The organism is Pseudomonas sp. 22189 (assembly GCF_052045635.1).
GTDB classification, from domain to species: Bacteria; Pseudomonadota; Gammaproteobacteria; order Pseudomonadales; family Pseudomonadaceae; genus Aquipseudomonas; species Aquipseudomonas parakoreensis.
On the sequence record NZ_JBQEPG010000005.1, the window covers coordinates 72,899 to 96,136 of the forward strand.

A 23,238-nucleotide genomic window follows, 5' to 3' on the forward strand; every position below is an offset into this window, starting at 1 on the left:
GAAACCTATCGTTGCAGAAATGAAATGAGCAGACTTCCGGATTTCGAAGGGTTGGCAATGTTTGCCAAGGTGGCCGAAGAGGGCTCGTTCGCCGGCGCGGCGCGCGTCATGAGCGTGTCGGTGCCAACGGTATCGCGGGCGGTCGCGCGGTTGGAGGCGCGCCTGGGTGGGCGCTTGTTCAACCGTACGTCGCGGCAACTGGCACTTACTGAATTCGGCGCGAGCATGGCGGCCAAGGCGGGTGAGATTTATCGGCAGGCTGAAGAGGTGGAAAGCGAGGCTCAGGATTTATCGGTCCAGCCCCGCGGCCAAGTACGCTTGGCGATACCCATGTCGTTTGGCTTGCGTTGGGTGGCACCGCTGATGCCGCAATTGCTGCGCCAGTATCCCGAGCTGTCGATTGACTTGCACCTTTCAGATGCCTCGGTAGACCTGATCGCCGAGGGCTTCGATGCCGCCTTGCGCATCGCCGTATTGCCGGATTCCTCGCTGGTTGCACGGCGACTGTGTGCCGTCACTCAATACCTGGTCGCTTCACCGGCTTATCTGGACGCTCATGGCCATCCTGGCCACCCCCGCGAACTGGCGTCCCGCACGTGCCTGAGTTATGCCTACCGGGCCCGCAGCCAAGTGTGGCGGTTCACCCATAAAGACGGCAGCGAAGAAGACGTGGTGCCCAGCGGCCCGCTGAGAGTGACCAACTCGGATGCGTTATTGCCGGTGTTGCTTGAGGGCTTGGCTATCGCCGAACTGCCGGAATTTATCGCCAGCGAATACTTGAAAGACGGGCGCTTGGTGGTGGTGTTACCGCAATGGAGCATGGCCCGTGGCGGTTTGTATTTCGTCACTCCCTCGGCGCGTACACGGCCAGTGAAAATCAAAGCGCTATCGGACTTTTTCGCCGAACATCTAAGCCAGCCTGAATGGCGATGGCCGTCATGAGACGTTGCGCACATGGCTTTCAATTATGAAACGATGATTTTCATTAACGTCTGTTTTTGAAATCGAAGGGGTCCCTTAACGTAGTCAGGTCAGCACCGCAGTGTGCCCGTCCCTTATGCGTTTCGGAGAAAGTCGTCATGAAAAATGCCGTGGAGTTACTGCAAAATTACCTGGATGCCATTCAGACGCCGTACCTGGCGGCAGCACTTTTCGCGGAGGATGGCGTGCTCGAGTTGCCGTACCTGGCGTCGCTGGGCATACCCCATCGCGTTCAAGGCCCTGCCGCCATCGAGGGATTCATCGGCTCGTTGCTCGGTAAAGTGCCGAATTTCAAATTTCACAATGTGCGCTTTTTGATCGACACACCCGATCAGGCGTTTGCCGAATACAGCGTAGAGGCCTTGGTGCCTGCCACTGGGCGCATCTACCGGCAAATGTACGCCGGCCGCCTGGTGGCCAAGGACGGCAAAATTCAGCTGCTGCGCGAATCCCTCGATACCGTGGCCGCTGCCAAAGCGTTCGCGCCGGATGATTCAGAACGAGGCCAATAAGTCGCGATTATTCCGCTGTGGCGGGCAGGGATTGGCGCAGGTATGAGTGAAACCTCTATCGTCGTTCTTGGTTGATGGAGAAAGTCGAACGTCAGCGAATGGCTGAAGCGGACGTTTGACTTCATTCACTGACATTCCATCATTGCCAGTGGATCAGTTTCCTCAGTGGTCGTTCAAGCGCAGATAGTGATGCAGTTCTTCACTTATCACTTCGAACGCCTTGGCGATCCGTGGCAATTACAGAAATGCTGATCGGCGTCCACAGCCCGGTTTCGACCAAGCGACGCAAGGCGGCTGAATGATGCCTTTCTTCCGTCGCGATCCTTATCAGAGTTCTTGCCTTCAGCTTGGAATGTCGGCCAAGAGCTGAGGAGCAGTTATCAGAAATGGAAATAGGATCGTAATTTTTCATACCTTTTCTGGTCGATCTCATTTCCTCTGCTAGTTTTTTCTAATGTTCAATCTGCCGCTGGAAGATTGATTCACTGAGAAACCGTCCCAAGCAAGGATGCCTTCTGTATGAACAAAACATCTTTATTCGCCAGCGGCCTGCTCGCGACTGCTGTATTGCTTGGCGCAGTTGCCGTGCAGGCACAGACTTCGCCAGTAGTGCAGGTATCCGGCCCCGAAGCCGATGTGAAGGTGACCGAAACTTACGTACGGATGATGGCGCGTGAGGCGTATTTCTGGGGTTGGCCGATGGCCAATATTTTCAACCGGCGGCAGAAATTCAAGGATCTGCCGGAGCCGGGCCTGATGGGCGGAATCGTGCCCGTAGCGCCGATCAATCATCTGTCGATGCTCACCGATTACATTTCCCCCGGCGAGAGGCTGGTGGCTTGTCCGAACCAGGACGTGGTCTACGGGGCGGGCAGCATTGCGTTGGATATCGAACCGGTGGTGATTCAGGTACCGGACTTCGGCGACCGATTCTGGGTCTACCAACTGGTGGACCTGCGCTCCGACAGCTTCGCCGAACTGGGCAAGATGTACGGCACCAAACCGGGCTTCTATCTGCTGGTGGGGCCGGACTGGAACGGCAAGGTGCCTGAGGGCATCACCCAGGTCTTTCGTGCAAAGACCAATACCGGTTTCGTGATCCCTCGGGTATTCCAGGACGATACGGCCGAAGATCGCAAGGCCATCCAACACTATTTGTCGGGCATCGACATGTACCCGCTGTCCAAATACGACGGCAAACTCAAGCAGCGTGACTGGAGCCAGTCGCCGAAATTCCCCGCCGAGGCGTCGGGTGACGAGGAAACGCGCTGGGTGCTCCCGGAAAAGTTCTTCGATGAGCTGCCGGCGATTCTCAAGGACGCCAAACCGCTGCCGGGAGAAGAGGCGCGCTATGCGCAATTGTCGGTACTGGCACAAATCGCTCAGCGCGATCCTGAGCTGAAAAAAGCCATGATCGACGAAGCGCAAAAGGCTGACAGCGAAGTGGTCAAGCCGCTGCTGCAGTTCCGCAATTACGGCCAACAGTTGCCACACCACTGGAGCACCATCAGCAACGGCGCAGCGTTTGGCACCGACTACTTCCTGCGCACGGCGGTTGCCCGGTCGAACATCTTCGTCAACAAACAGATCGAGACCAAGTACTTCTATCAGGATCTGGACGAGTCCGGCGTGCGGCTCAATGGTGCCCAGCGCTACAGCGTGACCTTCCCCAAAGGTGCGCTGCCACCGGTCAAGGGTTTCTGGTCGCTGACGCTGTACAACCAGCAGCATTTCTTCGCCGAAAACCCGTTGGGGCGTTATTCCCTCGGCACCAAGAACAAGTCGCTCAAGACCAACGCCGATGGCTCGCTGACGCTCTATGTGCAGAGCGATTCGCCGGGCGCCGACAAGGAAAGCAATTGGCTCCCGGCGCCGAAGGGCGCGGACTTTTCGCTCTACGTTCGCGCCTATTGGCCGGAAGCGGCCGCGATGAATGGCCAATGGACGCCACCGGTGGTGGTCAAGGTCAACTGAACCGATTTTCCAACTGCGTTCATAAGGACAGCCCATGAACCGTTTGCGCACCTCACTGACGGCCCTGGCCGTAAGCCTCTCCCTAAGCGGCCTCGCCGATGCCGCGACGCGCTATGAAGAACTGGCCAATCAGCCTTTTGAAAAAGGCTTCCCGACCGAAGCGACCGCACGCAGCATGATCGATGAGCTGGTGTTCCAGCGCGCCGTGCAGTCGTATCTGTGGGCCTTGCCGGCGATCAACATCTGGTCGATGAAGGAAGCGTCGGAGAAGCAGTTTGGCGCGGGCTACAACATCTTGCCGACCTGGAAAAAGCGCATCAACGCCAAGACCTTGGTGACCACGCCAAACTCCGATCTGGTCTACGCAATGAGCTATCTGGATCTGGCAAAGTACGGTCCGCTGGTGGTCGAAGCACCGCCCGGCGTGCAGGGCATGTTCGATGATTTCTTCCAGCGCCCGATTGTCGGGCCGACCATCGACGGCAGGACCTGGCGCGGTGACGTTGGCCTGGCCGGCCCCGACAAGGGCAAGGGCGGCACCTACGTGCTGCTCCCGCCTGATTACAAGGGGCCGGAGCCGACCGAGGGATTCGTCTACCGTTCGCGCACCAACAACGTGTTTCTGTTCTGGCGCACCTTCTTCAAGGACCCGAAAGACCTTAGCGTGCCGGTGGCCGAAGTCGAGCGCACGAAGATCTATCCGTTGGGCAAGAAGGACTCAGCCCGGCCGATGCAATTCCCCGACGCTACCGGCGCACCGATCAACATGCTGTTCCCCGAAGACGGCCGCTACTTCGACATGCTGTCGCGCTTTATCGACGCCGAAGCTGTCGATCCGGCGGACATGGACATGCGCGGCTTCTTGCACACCCTTGGCATCGAGAAGGGCAAGCCCTTCGCCCCGGATGCCGAGCGACGCAAGTTGCTGGATGACGCCGCGCGCACCGCGTTCAAAATGAGCAAAGTGGTGACCAGTCACTTGCTGTACAAAGAGCCGGGCGGTCTGTACTACAAGGATCGCCAATACGTGAACACCTTCGCCGGGGAGAACACCGAGTTTCAATCCAGCGGCAGCTTCACCAATCTCGAGCAGCGCGTGGCGTTCTTCACCTCGGCCTATTCGGACAGTCCGGGTATGGTCATGAACATGGTCGGCGCCGGTGCCAAGTATCCCGCGACGACCCGAGACGCCGAGGGCAAGTTTCTCGACGGCGCCCAGACCTACAAGCTCAACCTTCCGGCCAATGTCCCGGCGGCGTTGTTCTGGTCGGTCACCGCCTATGACAACTTGACCGCCTCAGGTCTGGACAATGGTCAACCGTTCCCGTCCCTCAATCAGATGGATAAACCGGCGCAGAACAGCGACGGCTCCACCGACATCTACTTCGGGCCGAAATCGCCAGGTGAAGGCAAGAACTGGATCAAGACCGTACCGGAGAAAGGCTTCCTGGTGATCGTGCGGCTGTATGGGCCGAAACAGGCGTTTTTTGACCAGAGCTGGAAGCCAAGTGATCTGATCAAACAATAGAAGCTCCCCGGACGTGAACACTTGGACCCTGCGCCTTCAGTACGCCTGGTGAAATGGAGTGCAAATCGATGCAATCGATAAGGATTCGATCAGGTTTGACACTCTGCGCGGCCGTGCTCAGTGGCATGGCCTGTGCCGCCAGCCCTCTGCCGGAATTGGCTTCCCCGCCAGTTGCAGGGGCCAAGGTCGATCCGGAAAAGTGTCACCAGCTACAACAGGACTTCGACATTGACCTGAAAGAAGTGGTCAAGGCCGGCTGCGAGCCGTCCACCGAACAGATATCCAGACTGATGGACAATCCGGTAGGCAACCTTGTCCTGCTGTTCAACCAATACGATTACACCGCCCTCAAAGGACCGCACAGCAACGGCACACGGATGCTCGGTAAATACAGTTTCATGCCGACCTTTCCGATTTCTCTTGGCGAAGACTGGAACCTGATCAACCGCCTGCCGATCAGCTACGTCAGCGCCCCGGTCAACCGCAAGGCCGGTAATCTGATCGGCATGGGACCTAACGAGATTCTGCACGATCGCGGTGACTTCACCTCGGTTGTACAGGATCCGTTCGAGCGCACCAGCGGCTTCGGTGACCTGGCCTACGTCGGCGTGTTCTCGCCCAAGGAACCGATCCGCTTTGCTGGGGGTGGCAAGATGGTCTGGGGGGTCGGCCCGACCGCGATGTTTCCGACTGCCGAAGAAGACGTGCTCGGCACGGGCAAATACTCGCTGGGCCCGGCGTTCGTCGCCGCGTACCTTGGTCCGGACTGGACCCTTGGCGTTTTCCCGCAGCACTGGTGGTCGGTTGGCGGTGATAGCAAGCGCAAGGATGTCAGTCTGACCAATGTGCAGTATTTCATTCAGCGAGCGATTCCAGGGCCGGAACAGTGGCGCATCGGCATGACCCCCAACGTAACGGTCAACTGGAAGGCCGAGGGCGGTAATAAAGTCACGTTTCCGATCGGTATCGGTGCTGGGCGAATCTTCAATTTCGGCAAGTTGCCGGTGAGAATTTCCGGGGAAATTCAGTACTCGGCGATTCATCCGGATGACCTGATCAGCAGCCGCTGGAATTTCCGGCTGTCGTTCATTCCGGTCATACCTACCTTTATGTTTTGAGGATTACCCCAAGCCGGGGCGTGCATTTAGGCGCATCAGAGCGGAGGGTTTTTGAGGCAGGCGCTGGTGCGTGCTCAGCACATAAGTCACGCACCAGACTCGTTTGAATAATTACCACTGACCGCTTCCGAGGCAGGCGATTATTTCCCAGCCACTGAATTCCCACCAGGAATAGCGCTCATCGGAGCAACTTCTGGCGAGGCTGGCCGTCTGGATTTCTCCGGCTTTTCGCTGGGTTGAGAAAGGTGTGTCAATCGAGGCGGTCGCCTGCTTGGCCGTCTGTGGAGCAGTGATGGTCGTTGGATGCACGGCAGCGTTTGTGACGGTTGCGGCGAAAGCAAGCGTCGCGCAGATGGCCAGAGTTGTCATGGGCTTTTTCATGTTCGAATCCTTTCAGTTAACTGACAGCGGGCTTATACAGCGGCCCCGACCTGCCTTCTGAACAGATCGGGCATTCGCGTAATGTGACGCCAGAAAAGCCTATCACTGCGCTATCTCCAGAACAGTCGCACAACTGTGCTATTGACAACTTGTTGAACGGCCAGTCTTCGTCAAGGGCGCTGGATCGAGTCAAATAATCTGAACCCCGCCCGAACGCTCACGCCTAACGATCAGCTTGTGTTCATTCGCACAGGCCCGGTGCCAATACCGGCACATTCCGAGAGGTGGTCAACGTGGCTAAAGACGAGAAGAAAAGCAAAAAAGACGATGCTTCGAAAGCCAGCAAGGACTTGAAAGACAAAAAGTCCTCGCCGGAAAAGAAATCGGCGGCAGCCTCGACGCTTTCCAAGTCTTCCGACAAGAAAGACAAGAAGAAAGACGCCGAACCGAAAAAGTCTGCCAAAAAAGCCGATAGCAAGCCGGAAAAGGCCAAGGATGCAAAGAAGGCTGACAAGCCGGCGAAAAAGAAGAAGTAATACCTGCGACTCGCCAGGGCATTGCGCCCTGGCGTGCATCTGTTCAAACAGTCTCTTCAGCCCTGCGCGCATCCCCCAACGAATCACGCTGCATCGACTGCAGGTTTTTCTCGATGGTTTCGCACAGAGCCTCCATCTGAATCTGGTGCTCACTATGGCGAAAAGGGCTTTGCAGGTCGGTGCCGATGCGCTCGATGGCCAGCAGCATGAAGCCCACCACGGTCGAGGCGAGCGGGGTGAACCAGCCCAGCGACTCTACCAGCCCCACCGGCACAATCAGGCAGAACAGCGAGATAAACAGGCGCGGGAAATACACGTAAGGGTAAGGCAGCGGGGTATTGGCGATCCGCTCCATCCCGCCCTGACTGTTGGACAGCTCGACCATGGTCGATTCCAGCCGCGCCAGACGAATGCTGTCCAGACGCCCGCCCTTGTATTCCCGGGCCAGCAACGCCGCGGAACCGGTGAGGATGTCGTTGGCGAAGTTGTTGGTGGTGCCACTGCGGGCGAACTCATCTGCCGGGATAAACGCGCGGACCTCCTCCGGGCAAGGCTGACCTTGCAGGTGCGCGGCGAGGCAATTGACGTACGCCACATGGCGGCGCAACAGCGTCGCCTTCACCGGGTTCACTTCGTTATCGGGATCATCCAGCAGCGTCAGCACCTGCCGGGCGAAGCTGCGCGAGCTGTTGATCATCATGCCCCACAGCGTGCGCGCTTCCCACCAACGGTTGTACGCGCTGCTGTTGCGGAAACTGATCAGCACCACCAGCGCTGAACCGAGCAAAGTCAGAGGCATCAGCGGCAGGTTGATCTTGGCGTTGAGGAACAACATGAAGTCGACGGTGACGGCGATGTCCCAGAGCAACAGCCAGAACAGCGACCAGCCCACGTAGCCCATGGTCTTGATGATCAAACGGTATTTTTTGACGATGGCTGCTTTCAAACGGAAACCTCGTGGCGAGCGGTAAGCGTTAACGCCCTAGCTCCGACGCAGGTTTGGGGGTAAAGGTTCGGTGTTGACTGAGCATCTTGGTTACGACAATTGTCAGGCAATAAAAAACCCGGTCATTACGCCGGGTTTTTTATTGCCTGCAGTTCTGCCAGAAGTCAGAGCGAAGCTTTCACCTGCAAGCCAAACACCAACGCATTGTCGATGTCCTGCCCGGAAAAGGCCCCCGGCTCGATGATGTATTGCAGGTTCGGGCGCAGTGTCAGCCAAGGCGTGGCCTGGTAGCCGTAGCCGAGTTCGATCAACTGCTCGCCACTGTCCAGGTTCGGGAACTGCGTGCCATTGGCCATGGCAGCGTCCTGTTGTACGTCGCGGCTGCGCGGGTTAGGTACGGCGCGGCCGTAGCCCAGAGCGACGGTGTCACGCGGGCGACCTTCGAACGGCTTGTACAGCACCAGACCGGTGCCGTACCACTTGCTGAATGGCGAAGCCGCCTCGCTGGCTGCCGAGTATTGGCCGAACGCATGCAGGCTGCGGCCCTCGGACGATTGCGAACGCCATACCGCCTGATCAATCAGAAGGTAATGCCCGCCACGCCCGGAGACTTCTTTGTCGCTGCCGATGCGTTTCACGTCCGAGCTGTCGTAGTAGTAACCCAGCTTGTATTCGCCGGGCAATTGGCCCGCGTGCTTGTACACCAGCTCGATCGGCACCACGGTGCCGGTGGTGTGTTTCGGGCCCAGATGCCAGGCGCGGCTGGAGTTGCCGTTGCTTTCCGGATCGACGTTGAACGCGGCCACGCGCAGTTGCCAGGACGGCGACAAGTCGTATTTCACCCGCACGCCCAGGTGCGCGTTGGGGTAGTTGGTCCAGCCACTGCCGCCGGACATGTTCAGCGGATGGCCGCAGAAACCGGCGTTCATGAAGTTGCACAGAATGCCGCTGTCCAGACCACCGAGGTCGTTGCCCATGGCCATGTAGCCGAGTTTTACGTTGAGCGCCGGGGTGAACAGGCTGCGCTCATAGCTCAGCTCGGTCAGGCGGGTGTACAGGCCACCGTAGTTTTCCTGGATCGGCAGACGGTTGCCAACCAGGTCTTCGGAGGCGCTGTTGCCGCGTCGGTCGTTGATGGTCAACTGGACCTTGCCGGCGTTCTCCACGCCATACAACTTGCTCAGATCAAACTGGGCGCCGAGCTTGATGTTCTGCGAGTAACGGCCGGAGCGGTGCAGGCCGCCATCGGCGTTGTAAGCCATTTCACCGGTGTAATCGCCGGTGAACTTGATCCCGTCCTGGTCCATCTGGTGACGCAAGCCACCCCAGTCACCGGTCAGGGTGTTGCGGGTCAACAGGTTTGCATCGGTATCGGCGAAGGCGGGCAGGGTGGCGCTGCAGGTCAGGCCCAACAGCACGCCGTTGACCCAGCCGTTACGAGTAAAACCAAACATGGAGATCTTCCTGCTCAAAGCTGTAGCGATATCGGAAAGCGGCGCGGCACCCNTGCCGCGCGCAAAAAGAAAGCGCCCGTGTTCAACACGGGCACTGCGGTTTACGGCAAGGCGTAAGCCATCACGTAGTCGCCGCGGTCAGTCGACTGACGTGCACCACCGGCGGTGATGACGATGTACTGCTTGCCGGTCTTCGGCGAAACGTAGGTCATCGGGCCGCCCTGACTGCCGACTGGCAGACGCGCTTTCCACACCTCTTCACCGTTGCCGCTGTTGAAGGCGCGCAGGTAGAAGTCCTGAGTACCGGCGATGAAGATCAGGCCACCCTGGGTCGACAGGGTGCCGCCGAGGGTTGGCAGACCGATCTTGATCGGCAGGTGCATGCGGATACCCAGGGGACCGGTGTCTTCAACGGTGCCGACCGGAACCTGCCAGGCGACTTTCTGGGTCTTCATGTCGATCGCGGTCAGGGTGCCGAACGGTGGAGCCTGGCAAGGAATGCCGGCCACCGACAGGAAGCGGTTTTTGTTCACCGCATACGGCGTGCCTTTGAGCGGTACCGCGCCCATGCCGGTGTTCAACGCTTCGCCACCGGACGAGGCTTGAGCCTTGTTCTGCGACGGAATCATCTGGATCCACAGACCCAGACGCATGTCGTTGACGAAGATGAAACCGTGGACCGGGTCAGTGGAGAGGCTGCCCCAGTTCATGCCGCCCAGCGAACCCGGGAAACTCAGCGATTTGTCGGTACCCGGCGCGGTGTACAGGCCGTCGTAACGCATCGATTTGAAATCGATCCGGCACAGCAACTGGTCGTACGGGGTGGCGCCCCACATGTCCGACTCAGTCAGGTGCTGGGCACCGATCTGCGGCATGCCCACCGATTTCGGCTGGGTTGGCGAGTACGGTTCGTTCGGGATGTTCGCGGCTTTGACCGGGACTTCTTTAACGTCGGTCAACGGCTTGCCGGTGGCGCGGTCGAGCACATAGATCTGCCCGGCCTTGGTGCCGATGACCAGCGCCGGAACGGTTTTGCCGTCCTTGGTGAAGTCGATCAGGCTCGGCTGCATCGGCAGGTCGAAGTCCCAGAGATCGTTGTGCACGGTCTGGAATACCCAGCGTTCATCACCGGTGGTGGCGTCCAACGCGAGCACCGAGGCGCCGTAGGTGTGATCGAGTTTGCTGCGTTCGACACCATAGATGTCGGTGGACGAGCTGCCCATCGGCAAGAACACGGTGTTGGTCGCCGGGTCGTAGGACATCGGCGCCCAGCTGTTCGGCGTGCTGCGCACATACGTGCTGCCATCGGCCGGGGCCTTTTTATCCTGCGGATTGCCCGGGTCGAACGCCCAGCGCATGGCGCCGGTGATCACATCGAAACCACGGATTACGCCGCCCGGCATGTCGGTTTGCACGTTGTCGGCCACACGACCGCCGACCACCACGGTGGTACCGGCCATCAGCGGAGCGGAGGAGAGCTGATAGTAGCTGTCCGGCACATCGCCCAGACCGGCCTTCAGATCAACCTGACCGTTGTTACCGAAACCCTGGCAGAACTCGCCGGTGTCGGCATCGACCGCGATCAGGCGAGCGTCGATGGTGTTGGTCAGCAGACGGCGCTGGCAATTGGCGGCAGGCGCCGGTTTGGCTTCGATGATGCTCGAATTGCTTGGCTGCGCGATGGCCTTGGTGGCATCGAAATAGGCCGTGCCACGGCAACGCTGCCAGACTTTCGATTTGGCGTTGATCGCGTTCTTCCACAGCTCTTTGCCGGTGTCGGCATCCAGCGCAATCAGGTTGTTGTGCGGGGTGCAGATGAACACCTTGTTGCCGATCTGCAGCGGGGTGAGCTGGTCTTCGGCACCGTTGCCATCGCTCTCGGCGACGTCACCGGTGTGGTAGGTCCACGCCACTTTCAGTTTGTCGACGTTGTTGCGGTTGATCTGGTCCAGCGCAGCAAATCGGCTGCCGCCTTCGGTATTACCGTAATGCGCCCAGTCTTTTTGCGCCTTGTCTGGCTCAACCGGCGTCAGGCCCGGGCCCGTGCCGGTGGCAGCGACAGTCGGATGCGCGACGAACATGTTGCCGGCAGCCACCGCCAGCCCCACGGCCAGGACAGCGGCAACGCCGTAAGCGCCACGCCCCGGCACGCCACCGTTGGCACGCTTGAGCAGCGGGTAAACCAGCGCCACCACCAGGCCTACGGCGCTGAACATGAACAGGCGCGAGAACACCGGCCAGAACACCAGCCCGGCATCGCTCACCGCCCAGATCGCGGTCCCGACCAGAAATGCCGCGAACAGCCAGGCGCCGGCCGTCTTGAAGCGAGCGATCAGCAGACCGGAAACGGCCATCACCAGACCGCCCACGAGGAAGTACCACGACCCTCCCAGGCTGACCAGCTTCACTCCGCCAGCCGCAAGTGCCAGGCCGAGCAGGGCGATGATCACCCCCAGCCCGACCAGAATGAATTTTGATATGCCCGAGAGGCGTTGACTCTGCTTCACGTTGAATGTCCCGTTGAAATGAGGCGTGCATTATATAGTTAGGTAACTACCTAGTTAAATCACTAATTCAGAATGAAGCATAGATCAACGCCGCTACGCGGGTTTGCGGGCAGGCGTGAGCGCTCACGGGACCGGCAAGGGCTGGTGGAGCGTGAGGCAAAGTCGCAATTACGCCTGGTTAAATGGGATTTTTGACAGGTGTCAATCAACAGGAGGGAGAGTGAATCGATAAACGCCGATTCGACGTGTCAGGCATCAACCGACGTACGGCTGCTGCCGTTTCGACTCACGAGAACGAAGGCAAAGAAAGGACAACACGTCGGGCAGACACTGCGATCAGTGGGCGTGCAAAACTGTAGAAATGACGTCAGACGTCCTTGAATTCCTCTACGAGCAGCTCCGCAAATTTTTCTTTTGCTCGATGAGGTCCACTGTTTTTATTCCATATAAAATAATTCTGTATTGGGTGCAGGTCGTCAAATACATGGCCGCTTATGTCACCGATCCTGCGAAACTGTTCAAAAACGCCTCTGGGCACTAACGAAACACCCGCTCTAGAGCTGACACACCCAAGAATGGTGCCGTAACTGGCGATGCTTGTTACAGGACTAACAACACCATGCGCTTGCAGCCAGTTTTCCAGCGCCTTTCTATAAGGACAGCCTTCAGGCCACATGAATATATCTGTGCCACTCAAGTCCTGCGGATTATGCACGTGCCCCGCAGTTGAAGAGGCAATCAATACCAGTTCTTCCTTGTAGATTTCGATACTTTCAATATCAGGATGATCCTGATTGACAGCAATGATGGCACCGTCGAGTTTATGATCAACCACATCATTCAATAACTGCGACCAGTCACCTGTGCTGAACTGCATTTGCACAGACGGATAGAGTTGATGAAACTTTGAGAGCAACTTGGGCAGTCTGCCGGTGGCCGATGACTCTATTGCCCCGATTTTCAGGAGTCCTGATGGCGCCGCCGCAGGATCGAGCGCTCTTTGTGATTCCTGGCATAAAGACAGGATTTTGTTTGCATACCCAAGAAACAATCTACCGGAAGGGCTGATAACAAGCCCTCGACCTTTCCTGATAAACAAAGATACCCCAAGTTCTTTTTCCAGAAGTTTGATTCTGTTGGTAATGTTGGACGGCACACAGTGCAGTAATTCAGAGGCGCGAATGATACTTCCGTGATCCGCTACAGTTTTGAACATAGTAAGTTGAGAAAGCTCCATGCCATTGCTCACTTATAATGAAGGGTTTGATCATTATAAGTCACTTGTCGAAACCCTTCAAGTCACATATTGTTTAAAGCCTGATCTGATTGTGGAAGTTTAAATCAGCGGATTAACTCGGCATATCTTTAGGGAGAAGGATAAGCTCATGAACTCAACCATGTTGCAGAGTCGCGTTGACGCATTTAATAGTTACAGATCCATGCAAGAGTTTGGTGAAGCTTTTATAGACGCTCTGCCAAAGCACATCAGGAATTTGAAAATACCTGGTCGAGTGATATTGCAGAATCAGCGCAGACAGCCCGTATTGGCAAACGTCACGCATATCCCTGACATTCAGGATGCCATGCTGGAAGTGCTTAATCATCCCATTACCCAAGATGCCCAGCGCCATGCCGAGAACGCATTTGAAGCGTTTCTTGAAAAGGCCGCAATCGATTCGGCTGTTCTGAAATTCTTTAATGGATGGAATGAAACACATAAAACCACCAGCTTGGTCTCTGCAAAAATAATAATGCGACTCTCAGCAGACGCACTATCCGTATCTGCTGAAAGACACATCGAATATCTGAATGTCATGGCACACATGCATGAAGTTGCGAAAGACGACTTCGGGCTGGGGCACCCTGGGCATGATGGCATGTTCGAATACATGACTTCAGCTTTTAACGCGACTGCCTGGATTGAAAATCAACACAAAGTTCGAGAGTGCAATGAATTCTCAGATTTTCTTTACAGTACTGGAATCTCAGAGCACAAATCAGCTCTGAATTCGATAGAGCACAAGAGTTCAATCATGGATGCCATGATGGTTTCTATCGCTTCAGAACTTTGGAATGGTCGTGAATATAATTTCATCGCTCAGTACATTGAAGCAAAGTTGCTTGAAGTCAACCCTCTGCTAAAAATGGATGTTCAAGCTCTACGTAACGCTAAAGGTTACGTGATGGGGCACTCAGGCGAAGTCGAAAACAAACATGGTCTTCATGCGTTGGCCGCCGCGCAAGCGTACGGTCGAGCGATGGATATACCTTTCAAGCTCGGTCGCATGAAAGGCATCATGCTCAACTATAATGAGCGCGTAGGAAGAGCTTTCGAGGCCATGCATCGATATCTTACTGCGGAAAATTAACCTGGAGAATGTTGTGATACTTTGCGGAGAACTTCAGTCCCGAAAGGATCTCCTGAATGGATTTTGAACAAGCGTTGTTCGCTTTAGGCTTTTTTGCATTCTGTGGTGGTTTGATAGATGCAGCGGTAGGTGGTGGCGGGCTTGTACAGCTGCCAGCACTTTTGCATGCGCTTCCTCAATATAGTTTGGCAACCGTATTTGGAACCAATAAGCTGGCAGTTCTTGCGGGCAATCTTTCTTCGATATACAGCTATACCAAAAGAATAAAAATTGTCTGGAAACTGATGTTGCCCACCATGCTGTCGGCATTCGTTTTTGCGTTCATTGGCGCGTTTTCCGTGTCAATCGTTCCCAAAAAAATCATGGAGTTCGTTGTTTTTTTTGTTTTGATAGCGATGGCGATCTATACATTCGCGGAAAAAAGATTAGGCCTGATCAGCACTGAATTTCATTGCGGAACAAAGGAAATTGCGTGGGGCATTTTTTTTGGTGGCTTGATTGGTTTTTATGACGGCGTCTTCGGTCCGGGTAGCGGCAGCCTTCTGCTATTCATTTTCGTCAAATATTTTGGCTTTGATTTTTTAAATGCCTCCGCCTCCGCAAAGCTGGTGAATCTGGGCACGTTCTGCGCCGCGCTCATGTTTTTTGTACCAACGGGAAATGTTCTGTGGGCGGTAGGTGGCGTCGTAGCACTGTGCAATATTGCCGGCTCCCTGACTGGAGTTTTTCTGGCACTGCGGTATGGCAGTGGCTTTATTCGGATCTTTTTCCTGATTCTGCTGGTTTTCCTGATTGGCAGAATGGGGCTCTCTCTATTTTCATAGATGAAATCCAGCCCCTTCAGCACCCCAATGAACATTGGCTGTTGCGCTTGATCACCCACGGTTATTGCGCAGAATCGAGAAATTCAACGCCGCTGCCACACACAACCAGGCCAGATAAGGAAACAGGATCAGCCCGGTGATCACATCCAGGCGCAACGCCATAAACACCATCACCGCAACCACCAGCCACAACACCAACAGAATCACCATGGCGGCCAACACCTGATGCGCGCCGAAGAACACCGGCGTCCACAGTGTGTTCAAGGCGATCTGCGCGGCCCACAGTGCCAACACGGTCTGACTGCCGGGAATCAGGCTCAAGCGATAACCGGCCCAGGCCAGCAATAGATAGATAATCGTCCAGGCCACCGGAAACGCCCAATTGGGTGGGGTAAATCCGGGTTTATTCAGTCCTTCGTACCATGACCCGGGTTTGAAAATCACCCCGGTACTCGCTGCAGCACCGCACGCGATCAGGAAAATCAGAAACGTCACCATTTATTACTCCTTGGCCGCAGCCACTCTCTCTGGGATTACAGCGCCGCAACGGTCGCTCATTCGGATTTCATCGCCAGCAGGTCGCTGACCCGCGCCACCAGCGTGTCGACGGCGAAAGGCTTGGTCAGCACCTGCATGTCCGGGCCAAGCTGACCGGCACCAATCACCGCGTTTTCCGCGTACCCGGTAATGAACAGGGTCTTCAGGTTCTGGCGGATTTCCCGGCCGGCATCGGCCAGTTGCCGACCGTTCATGCCACCCGGCAAGCCGACGTCGGTGATCAGCAAGTCGATGTGAATGTCCGAGCGCAACATCTTCAGCCCGACCACGCTGTCAGCAGCCTCTATCAAGGTGTAGCCGAGATCGCCGAGCACGTCAGTCAGCAGCGCACGCACCGTAGGCTCGTCGTCCACCACCAGAATGGTCTCGCCAGCCTTGGGCAAGGCGGCCGGCGCGTTGTCCTTGTGATCCTGATTCGGCACCGGTTCGCCATGATAGCGAGGCAGATAAATGCACATTTCTGTGCCCCGGCCGACCTGCGAATGCACGCGCACCTGGCCGCCGGATTGCTTGGCGAAACCATAGATCATCGACAGTCCTAGCCCCGTGCCCTGGCCCAGCGGTTTGGTGGTGAAAAACGGGTCGAAGGCCTTGGCGATGACATCGGCGGTCATGCCGGTGCCGGTATCGGTCACGCACAGGCACAGGTATTCGCCCTCTGGCATGTCCAGGGTGCGCGCGGTCTCGCCGTCCAGCGTGCGGTTGGCGGTTTCGATGGTGATGCGCCCACCGTCTGGCATCGCATCGCGGGCGTTGATGCACAGGTTGAGCAGAGCATTCTCCAACTGACTGGCATCCACCAGCGTTGGCCAAAGCCCCGGCGCGGCGCGGGTTTCCAGGACGATGCTGGGGCCTACCGTACGCTGGATCAGTTCGGTCATGCCGGTCATCAGCGTGTTGACGTCGGTGGGACGCGGATCGAGGGTCTGGCGTCGGGAGAACGCCAGCAGCCGGTGGGTCAGGGCGGCCGCACGCTTGACCGCGCCCTGGGCGGTCATCATGTACTTGTCGACTTCGTTCAGTCGTCCCTGGCTGATGCGTGCGCCCATCAACTCCAGTGCGCCGGAAATGCCGGCCAACAGATTATTGAAGTCATGCGCCAGGCCCCCGGTCAGTTGGCCGACGGCTTCCATTTTCTGTGACTGACGGAGTTTCTCTTCGGCTTGCATCAATTCTGCGGTGCGCGATGAAACGCGCTGCTCCAACGTATCGTTGAGCGCGCGCAATGCAGCAATGGCGCGGTCGCGCTCCGCTTCGACATTGCGCCGTTCCTCGACATCGATCAGTACACCGGGAAAGCGCAGCGGCGTTCCATCATCGGCACACTCAACCCGGCCGTTGGCCTCGATCCACTGGTACTTGCCGTCCGTGCGACGCACGCGGTACTGATGGGAGTAAGCGCCACCGCGGCCGATGGCTTCGTTGATCGCGCTGGTCAGTCCATCGCGGTCTTCGGGATGCACGGTCACCATCACTTGTTCGAGGCTGAGCCCTTCGCGGCCCAGCGCCGGGTCAAGGTCGAACACCCGAGCAAAAGCTTCGTCCACGGCAAAGCGGTCGGTGAGCAAGTCCCAGTGCCAGGTGCCGATAATGGCCCCGGCGGCGAGCGCCAGTTGCACGCGCTCGACGTTCTCCCGCGCGATGGCCTCGCTGGCTCGCAAACGCTCCTCGGCGTCGCGCCGCTGGGTGACGTCGTTGAACAGAATGGCGATCTGCCGGTCGGCCGGATCGCCAACACGCACCGCGCGCACGTCGAACCAGCGCTCGAAGGTGTTGGCGTAATTCTCGAAGTTCGCCGGTTCCCCGGTCTTGGCCACATGGCCGTAGGTTTCAAACCAGAAGCTTTCCAGATTGGGCGCGAACTCGGTCACCCATTTGCCGCGCAGGTTGACGCCGCACTGATGTTCGAACGCCGGATTGGCTTCGACAAAGTAGTAATCGACCGGCTTGTCGTCAGCGTCGAATTTGACCTTGACGATGGCAAACGCCGATTCGATGGTTTCCAGAATGGTGATGAAGCGAGCCTCGCTGCGGGCGAGGGCGTCCCGACTGGCTTGCAGCTGCGCCGCCATGTCGCGCTCGAGGTCAACGTCCTGTGTGTCGACCTGAGTGCTTTGAAGCGCCGCACGCAATCGCCTGACTTCTGACTCGAGCGCTTCGCGACTAAGGTGTTCAAGGGTATCCATGTGACCTGCTTTGTTGAATGTTCAGGGGCTGGCTGCATAGAGCGCGTAAGCACAACACGAGCAGTGGACATTGCGCTCGCGGAGGACTCGAGCGCCGATCATCCGTTGACCGGGCGGGTTGTGCTTAAGTTTCACCACCGGCGCAAGCGAACGTTCATTTCAGATCGATTCGCCGTTATCCAGACGCGCCAACAGGTTCTGCCCGCGTTGCCACAGCGCCTCCAGCTTGGCTGACGGCATGCGGTCGAGGTTCTTGTACATCATCGCCATGCGCTGATTGCCGCGCAGCTGTTCACCGTGGCGCATCAGAAAATGCCAGTACAACGCATTGAACGGGCAGGCATTGTCCGCCGTACTTTCGCTGACCTTGTAGGCGCAGCCGCGGCAGTAGTCAGACATGCGATTGATGTATTGGCCACTGGCGCAATAGGGTTTGGAACCGAGGTAACCGCTGTCGGCATGCATGACCATGCCCAACGTGTTGGGCAGTTCGACCCAGTCGAAGGCGTCCATGTAAATCGCCAGGTACCACTCACAGATCTGGCTCGGCGCAATGCCAGCGAGCAGGGCGAAATTGCCGGTGACCATCAGCCGCTGAATGTGGTGCGCGTAGGCATGCTGCAGACTCTGGCCGATGGCCTGGCGCATGCAGTTCATCTGCGTGGCACCGGTCCAGTAGAACTCCGGCAGTGCACGGCTGTTGCCGAAGGCGTTGCCCAGTGCGTAGTCCGGCATTTTCAGCCAGTACACGCCGCGCACGTATTCCCGCCAGCCGATCAGTTGCCGAATGAAGCCCTCGGCGGCATTCAGGGCAATCCTGCCGGCCCAATAGGCCGACTCGACGTCGCTGCACAACCGCCGCAAATCCAGCAGGCCGATATTTAGCGCGGCGCTGATGCGTGCATGAAACAGGAACGGCTCGTCACTGGCCATGGCGTCCTGATAGTCACCGAAACCCGCCAGGCCATAATCCAGAAAATAGTCCCACAGCGCCTGCGCGTCGGCATGGGTGACCGGGTAATTGAAATCATCGAGTGCACCGTAGTGCTGACTGAAGCGCGCCTGCACCAGATCCAGCACCTCGCCGGTGATGGCGTCGTTACTGAAACGGATCGGGTAGGGGGCTTTCACACCTTTGGGCAGGGACTTGCGATTCTCGGCATCGAAGTTCCAAGCACCGCCCACCGGCGTGCCATCGCCATTGAGCAGCAAGCGACTCTTGCGGCGCATCTCGCGATAAAAGAACTCCATGCGCAACTGTTTTTTCCCCGCAGCCCAGGCGGCGAACTCGGCGCGACTGCACAAAAAACGCGAATCGGCGTGCCAACAAACGGGCAGGCCACAATCCTTGATCGATTGTTCCAGGCGCCAGTCACCACACTCGGTGACGTGTACTTGCTCGACCTGCAAGCGCTGTTGCCAACGGCGTAATTCCCCCGGTACCGAACCGCTGTTGTGCGGATCATCCAGCGTCACGTATTCGACACGAATGCCTTGGTCTCGCAACGACTGGGCGAAATGGCGCATGGCGCTGAAGATCAGAGCAATCTTTTGCGGATGGTGCGGTACATGGCTGGCTTCTTCCATGACCTCGACCAGCAGCACGGTGTCGCGCTCGCTGTCGAGCGTCTGCAAGGAGGCCAGATCGAACGACAACTGATCGCCCAGCACCAGGCACAACCGACGATTCCGGTTCATTCAGTGCGGTCCGGCAGGATTCGTTTCATAACGGCGTGGCCAGCGAAAACGGAATGCGCAGCTCTTCGACCGGCCCGGTATCGCGGCCACACATTTCGTCGTGCACGCATTGCTGCACCAGCACGCACGGGAATGCCGGCACGGTCTGCAGCAAGTCACGCAGATGGGTGATTGAACGCAGGTGCATGGGTTTGGCCGCGTCGTCGAGCAAGGTGAACTGACCGTGATCCAGGCGAACCCGGGCCAGATAAAAACCACCTTCAAGCGACAGCAACTCCAGCTCACGAATTTCGCTGTTGGCCGCGCGCTCGGTCAGGGTTTGCAGATTCATGCTTCACTCCTTGCCTACCAGGGCAGGCGTTGTCCATCGTAGGCAAAGAACTGGCCACTGTCGGCCGGCGTCAACTGGTCAATCAGGTTCAGTAGCTGTTCAGCGGCAACGTCGGCGGGGCGGGCGCTGGATGCCCCGCGAAAAGGTTGCGACAACCCCGACACGACCGTGCCCGGGTGCAGACTCAGCAAGCGGCTTTGCGGGCGGGTGCGGGCCAGTTCGATCGCTGCGGTCTTGATCAGCATGTTCAGCGCCGCCTTGGAGGCGCGATAGGCGTACCAGCCGCCCAATCGGTTGTCGCCGATGCTTCCGACCTTGGCCGAGAGCAGCGCCATCGCCCCTTGGGGATCAAGCAGCGGCAGAAAATGCCGCAACACCATCGCCGGCCCCAGCGTGTTCACTTGAAACACGGCTTGCAGCGCATCGGCTTCGATCGCGCTGTAGCTCTTTTCCGGCTTGATCCGCTCACGATGCAGCAGGCCGGCAGCGTGCACGATCAACTGATAGGGCGCTTGCGCGGCCAGTTCGGCGGCGGCGCTGGCGATCGATTGCGGCTGCTCCAGATCCAGCGCCGGAACGGTATGGCGCCCCAGCTCACGAACGCCGGCACAGCGCGGGTCCTGACTGAGCTGCTGGCAAAATGCGCTACCGATAGCGCCACTGGCGCCAATCACCAGTGCGCGATAACCATCGCCCAGGGAGGCCATGCTGAACGGGCTGTTCATTGATTTTCTCCCGCGCTTTGGCGACGGAAGAACAAGGTCACCTGACCGACTTCAAAACCGAGTTTGGACATGCGGGTGCGATTGATCAGCGTGTCCTCGTCCATCTGGTACATCCAGTCGTCCATGCTCATTTCATAGGTCGAGCCATCAACCGGCAGGTTCAGGCGATACCGCCAGTGCAGCGCATTGCCGGCCACCTGACCTGTGGCGACGCCCACTACATCACCCGCCCGCCCGCTCCAGCGTCCCTGGCCCTCGGGCGTCAGGGCCCAGACGCGGCGCTGGCGCGTACCGTCGCTGTACAGGAAGTGCTCATCAAGAATCAGGTTGTCACCTTCACGATGGCTGACGATGTTGACCTCGAAGCGCTTGACCACTTCCCCGGAACGCTTCTGGAACATCCCCCAGGCTTTCACCGGCTGGCTGAAAAAGCGCTGCAGATCCAACGCTGGCTGCTGATCGGCGTAGTGACTGACATCCACGCTGCCGCAGCTCGCAACGCCGAGTATCAGAGCCAGCAAGAGCACAATTCGGGTCATTGACGTTCTCCCTGAAGGCACAGGCAGGAGGGTGAAATTGGAAAGATCGTGCTTGTACAGCCTACTTTCGCTGTACAGGTTTATCGTACCCATCGAGGGTCGAACATCAACTTCGCCGCCCGATCAATTGCAGGAACTCTTGACGCGTGGTGGTGCTGTCACGAAACGCCCCGAGCATCACCGAGGAGGTCATGACCGAATTCTGCTTTTCAACGCCGCGCATCATCATGCACATGTGCCTGGCCTCGATGACCACGGCCACGCCGGCGGCATCGGTGATCTGCTGGATGGCCTCGGCAATTTGCCGGGTGAGGTTTTCCTGGATCTGCAGTCGCCGGGCGAACATGTCCACCACGCGCGCCACTTTCGACAGCCCGAGCACCCTGCCGGTGGGGATGTACGCCACGTGCGCCTTGCCGATGAAAGGCAGCATGTGGTGCTCACACAAGGAATAGAGCTCGATGTCACTGACGATGACCATCTCATCGCTTTGCGATTCGAACAGTGCGCCGTTGGTGACGTCTTCCAGGCTCATCGTGTAGCCGTTGCACAGATACTGCATCGCTTTGGCCGCACGTTTGGGCGTGTCGAGCAGACCTTCACGCTCGGGGTTTTCTCCGACGCCGACGAGAATTTCACGGTAATGGCTGGCTAGTAGTGGGTTCATTCAGAGGACTCGCAGCAGTGCTGTGCGTGAGGGCCAATCCGTAGCGCAAGAGTTGTACGCAATTAAGTTCGTTGTATAGGTTTTACTCAAGATAGGCTGAAAAAATCCGCCTGACAATCAATCGGCAATCTTTTTTATGCAGATGCGAACACCTCACATCGCAGCGTGCGAGGTTGCGCGTTTGGCGCAGAGGGGAAAGCGCTCCCGGGCAGTGGGAGCGCTGGGCGAATTCGCGGAATTATTCGCTGTAGGTCGGGTAATCCACATAGCCTTCGGCATTGCCGCCGTAGACCGTGGCGGGGTTCAGCGGATTGAGCGGCCAGTCATTGGCGATGCGCGCCGGCAGGTCCGGGTTGGCCATGAACGGCCGACCGAACGCCACCAGGTCCGCCAGCCCCGATTCGAGCAATTGCGCGCCGGATTCAGCGTTGTAGCGTCCGGCGTAAATGATGGCGCCGCTGAAGGTGTCGCGCACTGCGCGGCGGAATGTTTGCGGCATCACGGGCGCGTCGTCCCAGTCCGCCTCGGCGATGGACAGGTAGGCAATCCCCACGTCCTCAAGCACCTTGATCGCTTCAATGTAAGTGGTGTGCGGGTCTTCCTCGACCATGCCCAGATAAGTGCGTGCTTCATCGGTGGTGGTGAACAGCGGCGCGAACCGCACGCCGACTTTTTCCTTGCCGATGCACTCGGCGACACCCGACACCACTTCGCGCAGAAAACGCAGGCGATTGTGCAGCGAGCCACCGTAATGATCGGTGCGCACATTGCTGTGCGCAGAAATGAACTGGTTCACCAGATAACCGTTGGCACAGTGCAGTTCGATCCCGTCAAAACCGGCATCCATCGCATTGCGCGCAGCCTGAATATAAAGCTGAACCAGTGCCTGGACTTCATCAGTGCTCAGCGCTCGCGGTGCGGATGGCTTGACCAGCTCTCCAGCGCCCGGCGTGGTTTCAATGAACACGCTGACCCGTTCAGTCGCGATGGCAGAAGCGGATACCGGGGCCGCGCCGTCGGGTTGCAATGCGGTGTGGGACACACGTCCGACGTGCCACAGCTGGGCGAATATCACGCCGTTCCGGGCATGAACCGCTTCGGTGACAATGCGCCATCCGGCAATTTGTTCAGGTGTGTGAATGCCGGGGGTCCAGGCGTAGCCCTGACCGCGAGGCTCGATCTGCGTGCCTTCGGTCACCAGCAGACCGGCGCCGGCGCGCTGCTGGTAGTACTCGGCCATCAATGCGTTGGCGACATTGCCCGGTTGCGTGCTGCGCTGGCGGGTGAGGGGCGGCAGGACGATGCGGTTTTTCAGGGTGTGCGGGCCCAGGGTGAAAGGCGTGAAGAAAGGGCTGTTTTTCATGGGATTCCTGTTTTGGCCTTATTAGACCAGTCGACTAGTAA

General features: G+C 57.9%; 22 protein-coding genes. 8 read left to right on the top strand and 14 right to left on the bottom strand.

Annotated features, from left to right (window positions below; translation table 11 throughout):
- The first annotated feature begins 24 nt into the window (after positions 1-24).
- Both ACTJKS_RS06700 and ACTJKS_RS06705 read left to right on the top strand, forming a co-directional pair.
- Positions 25-942, top strand: a complete 918-nt coding sequence (locus tag ACTJKS_RS06700) for a LysR family transcriptional regulator (protein WP_086791248.1) — start codon at positions 25-27, stop codon at positions 940-942.
- 137 nt (positions 943-1,079) lie between these two features.
- Complete coding sequence (locus ACTJKS_RS06705; protein WP_262947804.1) at positions 1,080-1,493, top strand: nuclear transport factor 2 family protein; 414 nt, start codon at positions 1,080-1,082, stop codon at positions 1,491-1,493.
- Positions 1,494-1,692: 199 nt separating this feature from the next.
- Here the strand turns inward: ACTJKS_RS06705 and ACTJKS_RS06710 are convergent, their stop codons facing one another.
- The gene (locus ACTJKS_RS06710) at positions 1,693-1,905 is read right to left on the bottom strand and encodes a hypothetical protein (protein WP_142579769.1); all 213 of its coding nucleotides are present in this window, start codon (positions 1,903-1,905) and stop codon (positions 1,693-1,695) included.
- A gap of 107 nt (positions 1,906-2,012) precedes the next feature.
- Here ACTJKS_RS06710 and ACTJKS_RS06715 point away from each other — a divergent pair, with 107 nt between their 5' ends.
- The 3 genes from ACTJKS_RS06715 to ACTJKS_RS06725 all read left to right on the top strand — a co-directional run bounded on the left by ACTJKS_RS06715 (position 2,013) and on the right by ACTJKS_RS06725 (position 6,113).
- Entirely contained in the window at positions 2,013-3,467 is a 1,455-nt protein-coding gene (locus ACTJKS_RS06715) for a DUF1254 domain-containing protein (protein ID WP_262947803.1), read from the top strand.
- A 34-nt stretch (positions 3,468-3,501) separates the two neighbouring features.
- Complete coding sequence (locus ACTJKS_RS06720; protein ID WP_108182726.1) at positions 3,502-4,995, top strand: DUF1254 domain-containing protein; 1,494 nt, start codon at positions 3,502-3,504, stop codon at positions 4,993-4,995.
- Positions 4,996-5,063: 68 nt separating this feature from the next.
- On the top strand, positions 5,064-6,113 hold the full coding sequence (locus ACTJKS_RS06725; RefSeq protein ID WP_262947802.1) for a hypothetical protein: 1,050 nt from the start codon (positions 5,064-5,066) through the stop codon (positions 6,111-6,113).
- 111 nt (positions 6,114-6,224) lie between these two features.
- Here the strand turns inward: ACTJKS_RS06725 and ACTJKS_RS06730 are convergent, their stop codons facing one another.
- Positions 6,225-6,494: a hypothetical protein gene (locus ACTJKS_RS06730; protein WP_262947800.1), complete on the bottom strand. Its 270-nt coding sequence runs from the start codon at positions 6,492-6,494 to the stop codon at positions 6,225-6,227.
- Positions 6,495-6,778: 284 nt separating this feature from the next.
- On the opposite strand from ACTJKS_RS06730, the gene ACTJKS_RS06735 reads away from it, so the two are divergent.
- Positions 6,779-7,030 (top strand): hypothetical protein, encoded by a 252-nt coding sequence (locus tag ACTJKS_RS06735; RefSeq protein ID WP_174376762.1) that lies wholly within the window; start codon positions 6,779-6,781, stop codon positions 7,028-7,030.
- A gap of 43 nt (positions 7,031-7,073) precedes the next feature.
- Here the strand turns inward: ACTJKS_RS06735 and ACTJKS_RS06740 are convergent, their stop codons facing one another.
- The 4 genes from ACTJKS_RS06740 to ACTJKS_RS06755 all read right to left on the bottom strand — a co-directional run bounded on the left by ACTJKS_RS06740 (position 7,074) and on the right by ACTJKS_RS06755 (position 13,174).
- Positions 7,074-7,976, bottom strand: coding sequence for a bestrophin family protein (locus tag ACTJKS_RS06740; RefSeq protein ID WP_108182724.1), 903 nt, complete (start codon positions 7,974-7,976; stop codon positions 7,074-7,076).
- 164 nt (positions 7,977-8,140) lie between these two features.
- On the bottom strand, positions 8,141-9,430 hold the full coding sequence (locus tag ACTJKS_RS06745) for a carbohydrate porin (RefSeq protein WP_262947798.1): 1,290 nt from the start codon (positions 9,428-9,430) through the stop codon (positions 8,141-8,143).
- A 101-nt stretch (positions 9,431-9,531) separates the two neighbouring features.
- Entirely contained in the window at positions 9,532-11,937 is a 2,406-nt protein-coding gene (locus tag ACTJKS_RS06750) for a glucose/quinate/shikimate family membrane-bound PQQ-dependent dehydrogenase (protein WP_108182722.1), read from the bottom strand.
- A gap of 367 nt (positions 11,938-12,304) precedes the next feature.
- Complete coding sequence (locus tag ACTJKS_RS06755; RefSeq protein WP_108182721.1) at positions 12,305-13,174, bottom strand: LysR family transcriptional regulator; 870 nt, start codon at positions 13,172-13,174, stop codon at positions 12,305-12,307.
- A 148-nt stretch (positions 13,175-13,322) separates the two neighbouring features.
- On the opposite strand from ACTJKS_RS06755, the gene ACTJKS_RS06760 reads away from it, so the two are divergent.
- Together ACTJKS_RS06760 and ACTJKS_RS06765 are read left to right on the top strand one after the other, a co-directional pair.
- A complete protein-coding gene (locus ACTJKS_RS06760; RefSeq protein ID WP_108182720.1) occupies positions 13,323-14,306 on the top strand; it encodes a hypothetical protein in 984 nt (327 codons plus the stop codon).
- A 56-nt stretch (positions 14,307-14,362) separates the two neighbouring features.
- Complete coding sequence (locus tag ACTJKS_RS06765; RefSeq protein ID WP_041063962.1) at positions 14,363-15,130, top strand: sulfite exporter TauE/SafE family protein; 768 nt, start codon at positions 14,363-14,365, stop codon at positions 15,128-15,130.
- A gap of 51 nt (positions 15,131-15,181) precedes the next feature.
- On the opposite strand, the gene tspO is transcribed toward ACTJKS_RS06765, so the two are convergent.
- The 8 genes from tspO to ACTJKS_RS06805 all read right to left on the bottom strand — a co-directional run bounded on the left by tspO (position 15,182) and on the right by ACTJKS_RS06805 (position 23,197).
- Complete coding sequence (tspO, locus tag ACTJKS_RS06770; protein ID WP_041064643.1) at positions 15,182-15,625, bottom strand: tryptophan-rich sensory protein TspO; 444 nt, start codon at positions 15,623-15,625, stop codon at positions 15,182-15,184.
- 59 nt (positions 15,626-15,684) lie between these two features.
- Positions 15,685-17,874, bottom strand: a complete 2,190-nt coding sequence (locus ACTJKS_RS06775) for an ATP-binding protein (RefSeq protein WP_095669169.1) — start codon at positions 17,872-17,874, stop codon at positions 15,685-15,687.
- A 159-nt stretch (positions 17,875-18,033) separates the two neighbouring features.
- Complete coding sequence (locus tag ACTJKS_RS06780) at positions 18,034-19,572, bottom strand: cryptochrome/photolyase family protein (RefSeq protein WP_108182719.1); 1,539 nt, start codon at positions 19,570-19,572, stop codon at positions 18,034-18,036.
- A 25-nt stretch (positions 19,573-19,597) separates the two neighbouring features.
- Positions 19,598-19,903 carry a DUF6482 family protein gene (locus tag ACTJKS_RS06785; RefSeq protein WP_047294422.1) on the bottom strand — a complete coding sequence of 102 codons (306 nt, stop codon included), beginning with the start codon at positions 19,901-19,903 and terminating at the stop codon, positions 19,598-19,600.
- A 14-nt stretch (positions 19,904-19,917) separates the two neighbouring features.
- A complete protein-coding gene (locus ACTJKS_RS06790; RefSeq protein ID WP_108182718.1) occupies positions 19,918-20,628 on the bottom strand; it encodes an SDR family NAD(P)-dependent oxidoreductase in 711 nt (236 codons plus the stop codon).
- Complete coding sequence (locus ACTJKS_RS06795; RefSeq protein WP_262947796.1) at positions 20,625-21,167, bottom strand: DUF3833 domain-containing protein; 543 nt, start codon at positions 21,165-21,167, stop codon at positions 20,625-20,627. The genes ACTJKS_RS06790 and ACTJKS_RS06795 overlap by 4 nt, the downstream gene beginning before the upstream one ends.
- A gap of 106 nt (positions 21,168-21,273) precedes the next feature.
- Positions 21,274-21,834, bottom strand: a complete 561-nt coding sequence (gene folE, locus ACTJKS_RS06800) for a GTP cyclohydrolase I FolE (protein ID WP_041063950.1) — start codon at positions 21,832-21,834, stop codon at positions 21,274-21,276.
- A 238-nt stretch (positions 21,835-22,072) separates the two neighbouring features.
- Complete coding sequence (locus ACTJKS_RS06805) at positions 22,073-23,197, bottom strand: alkene reductase (protein WP_262947795.1); 1,125 nt, start codon at positions 23,195-23,197, stop codon at positions 22,073-22,075.
- Positions 23,198-23,238 lie beyond the last annotated feature (41 nt).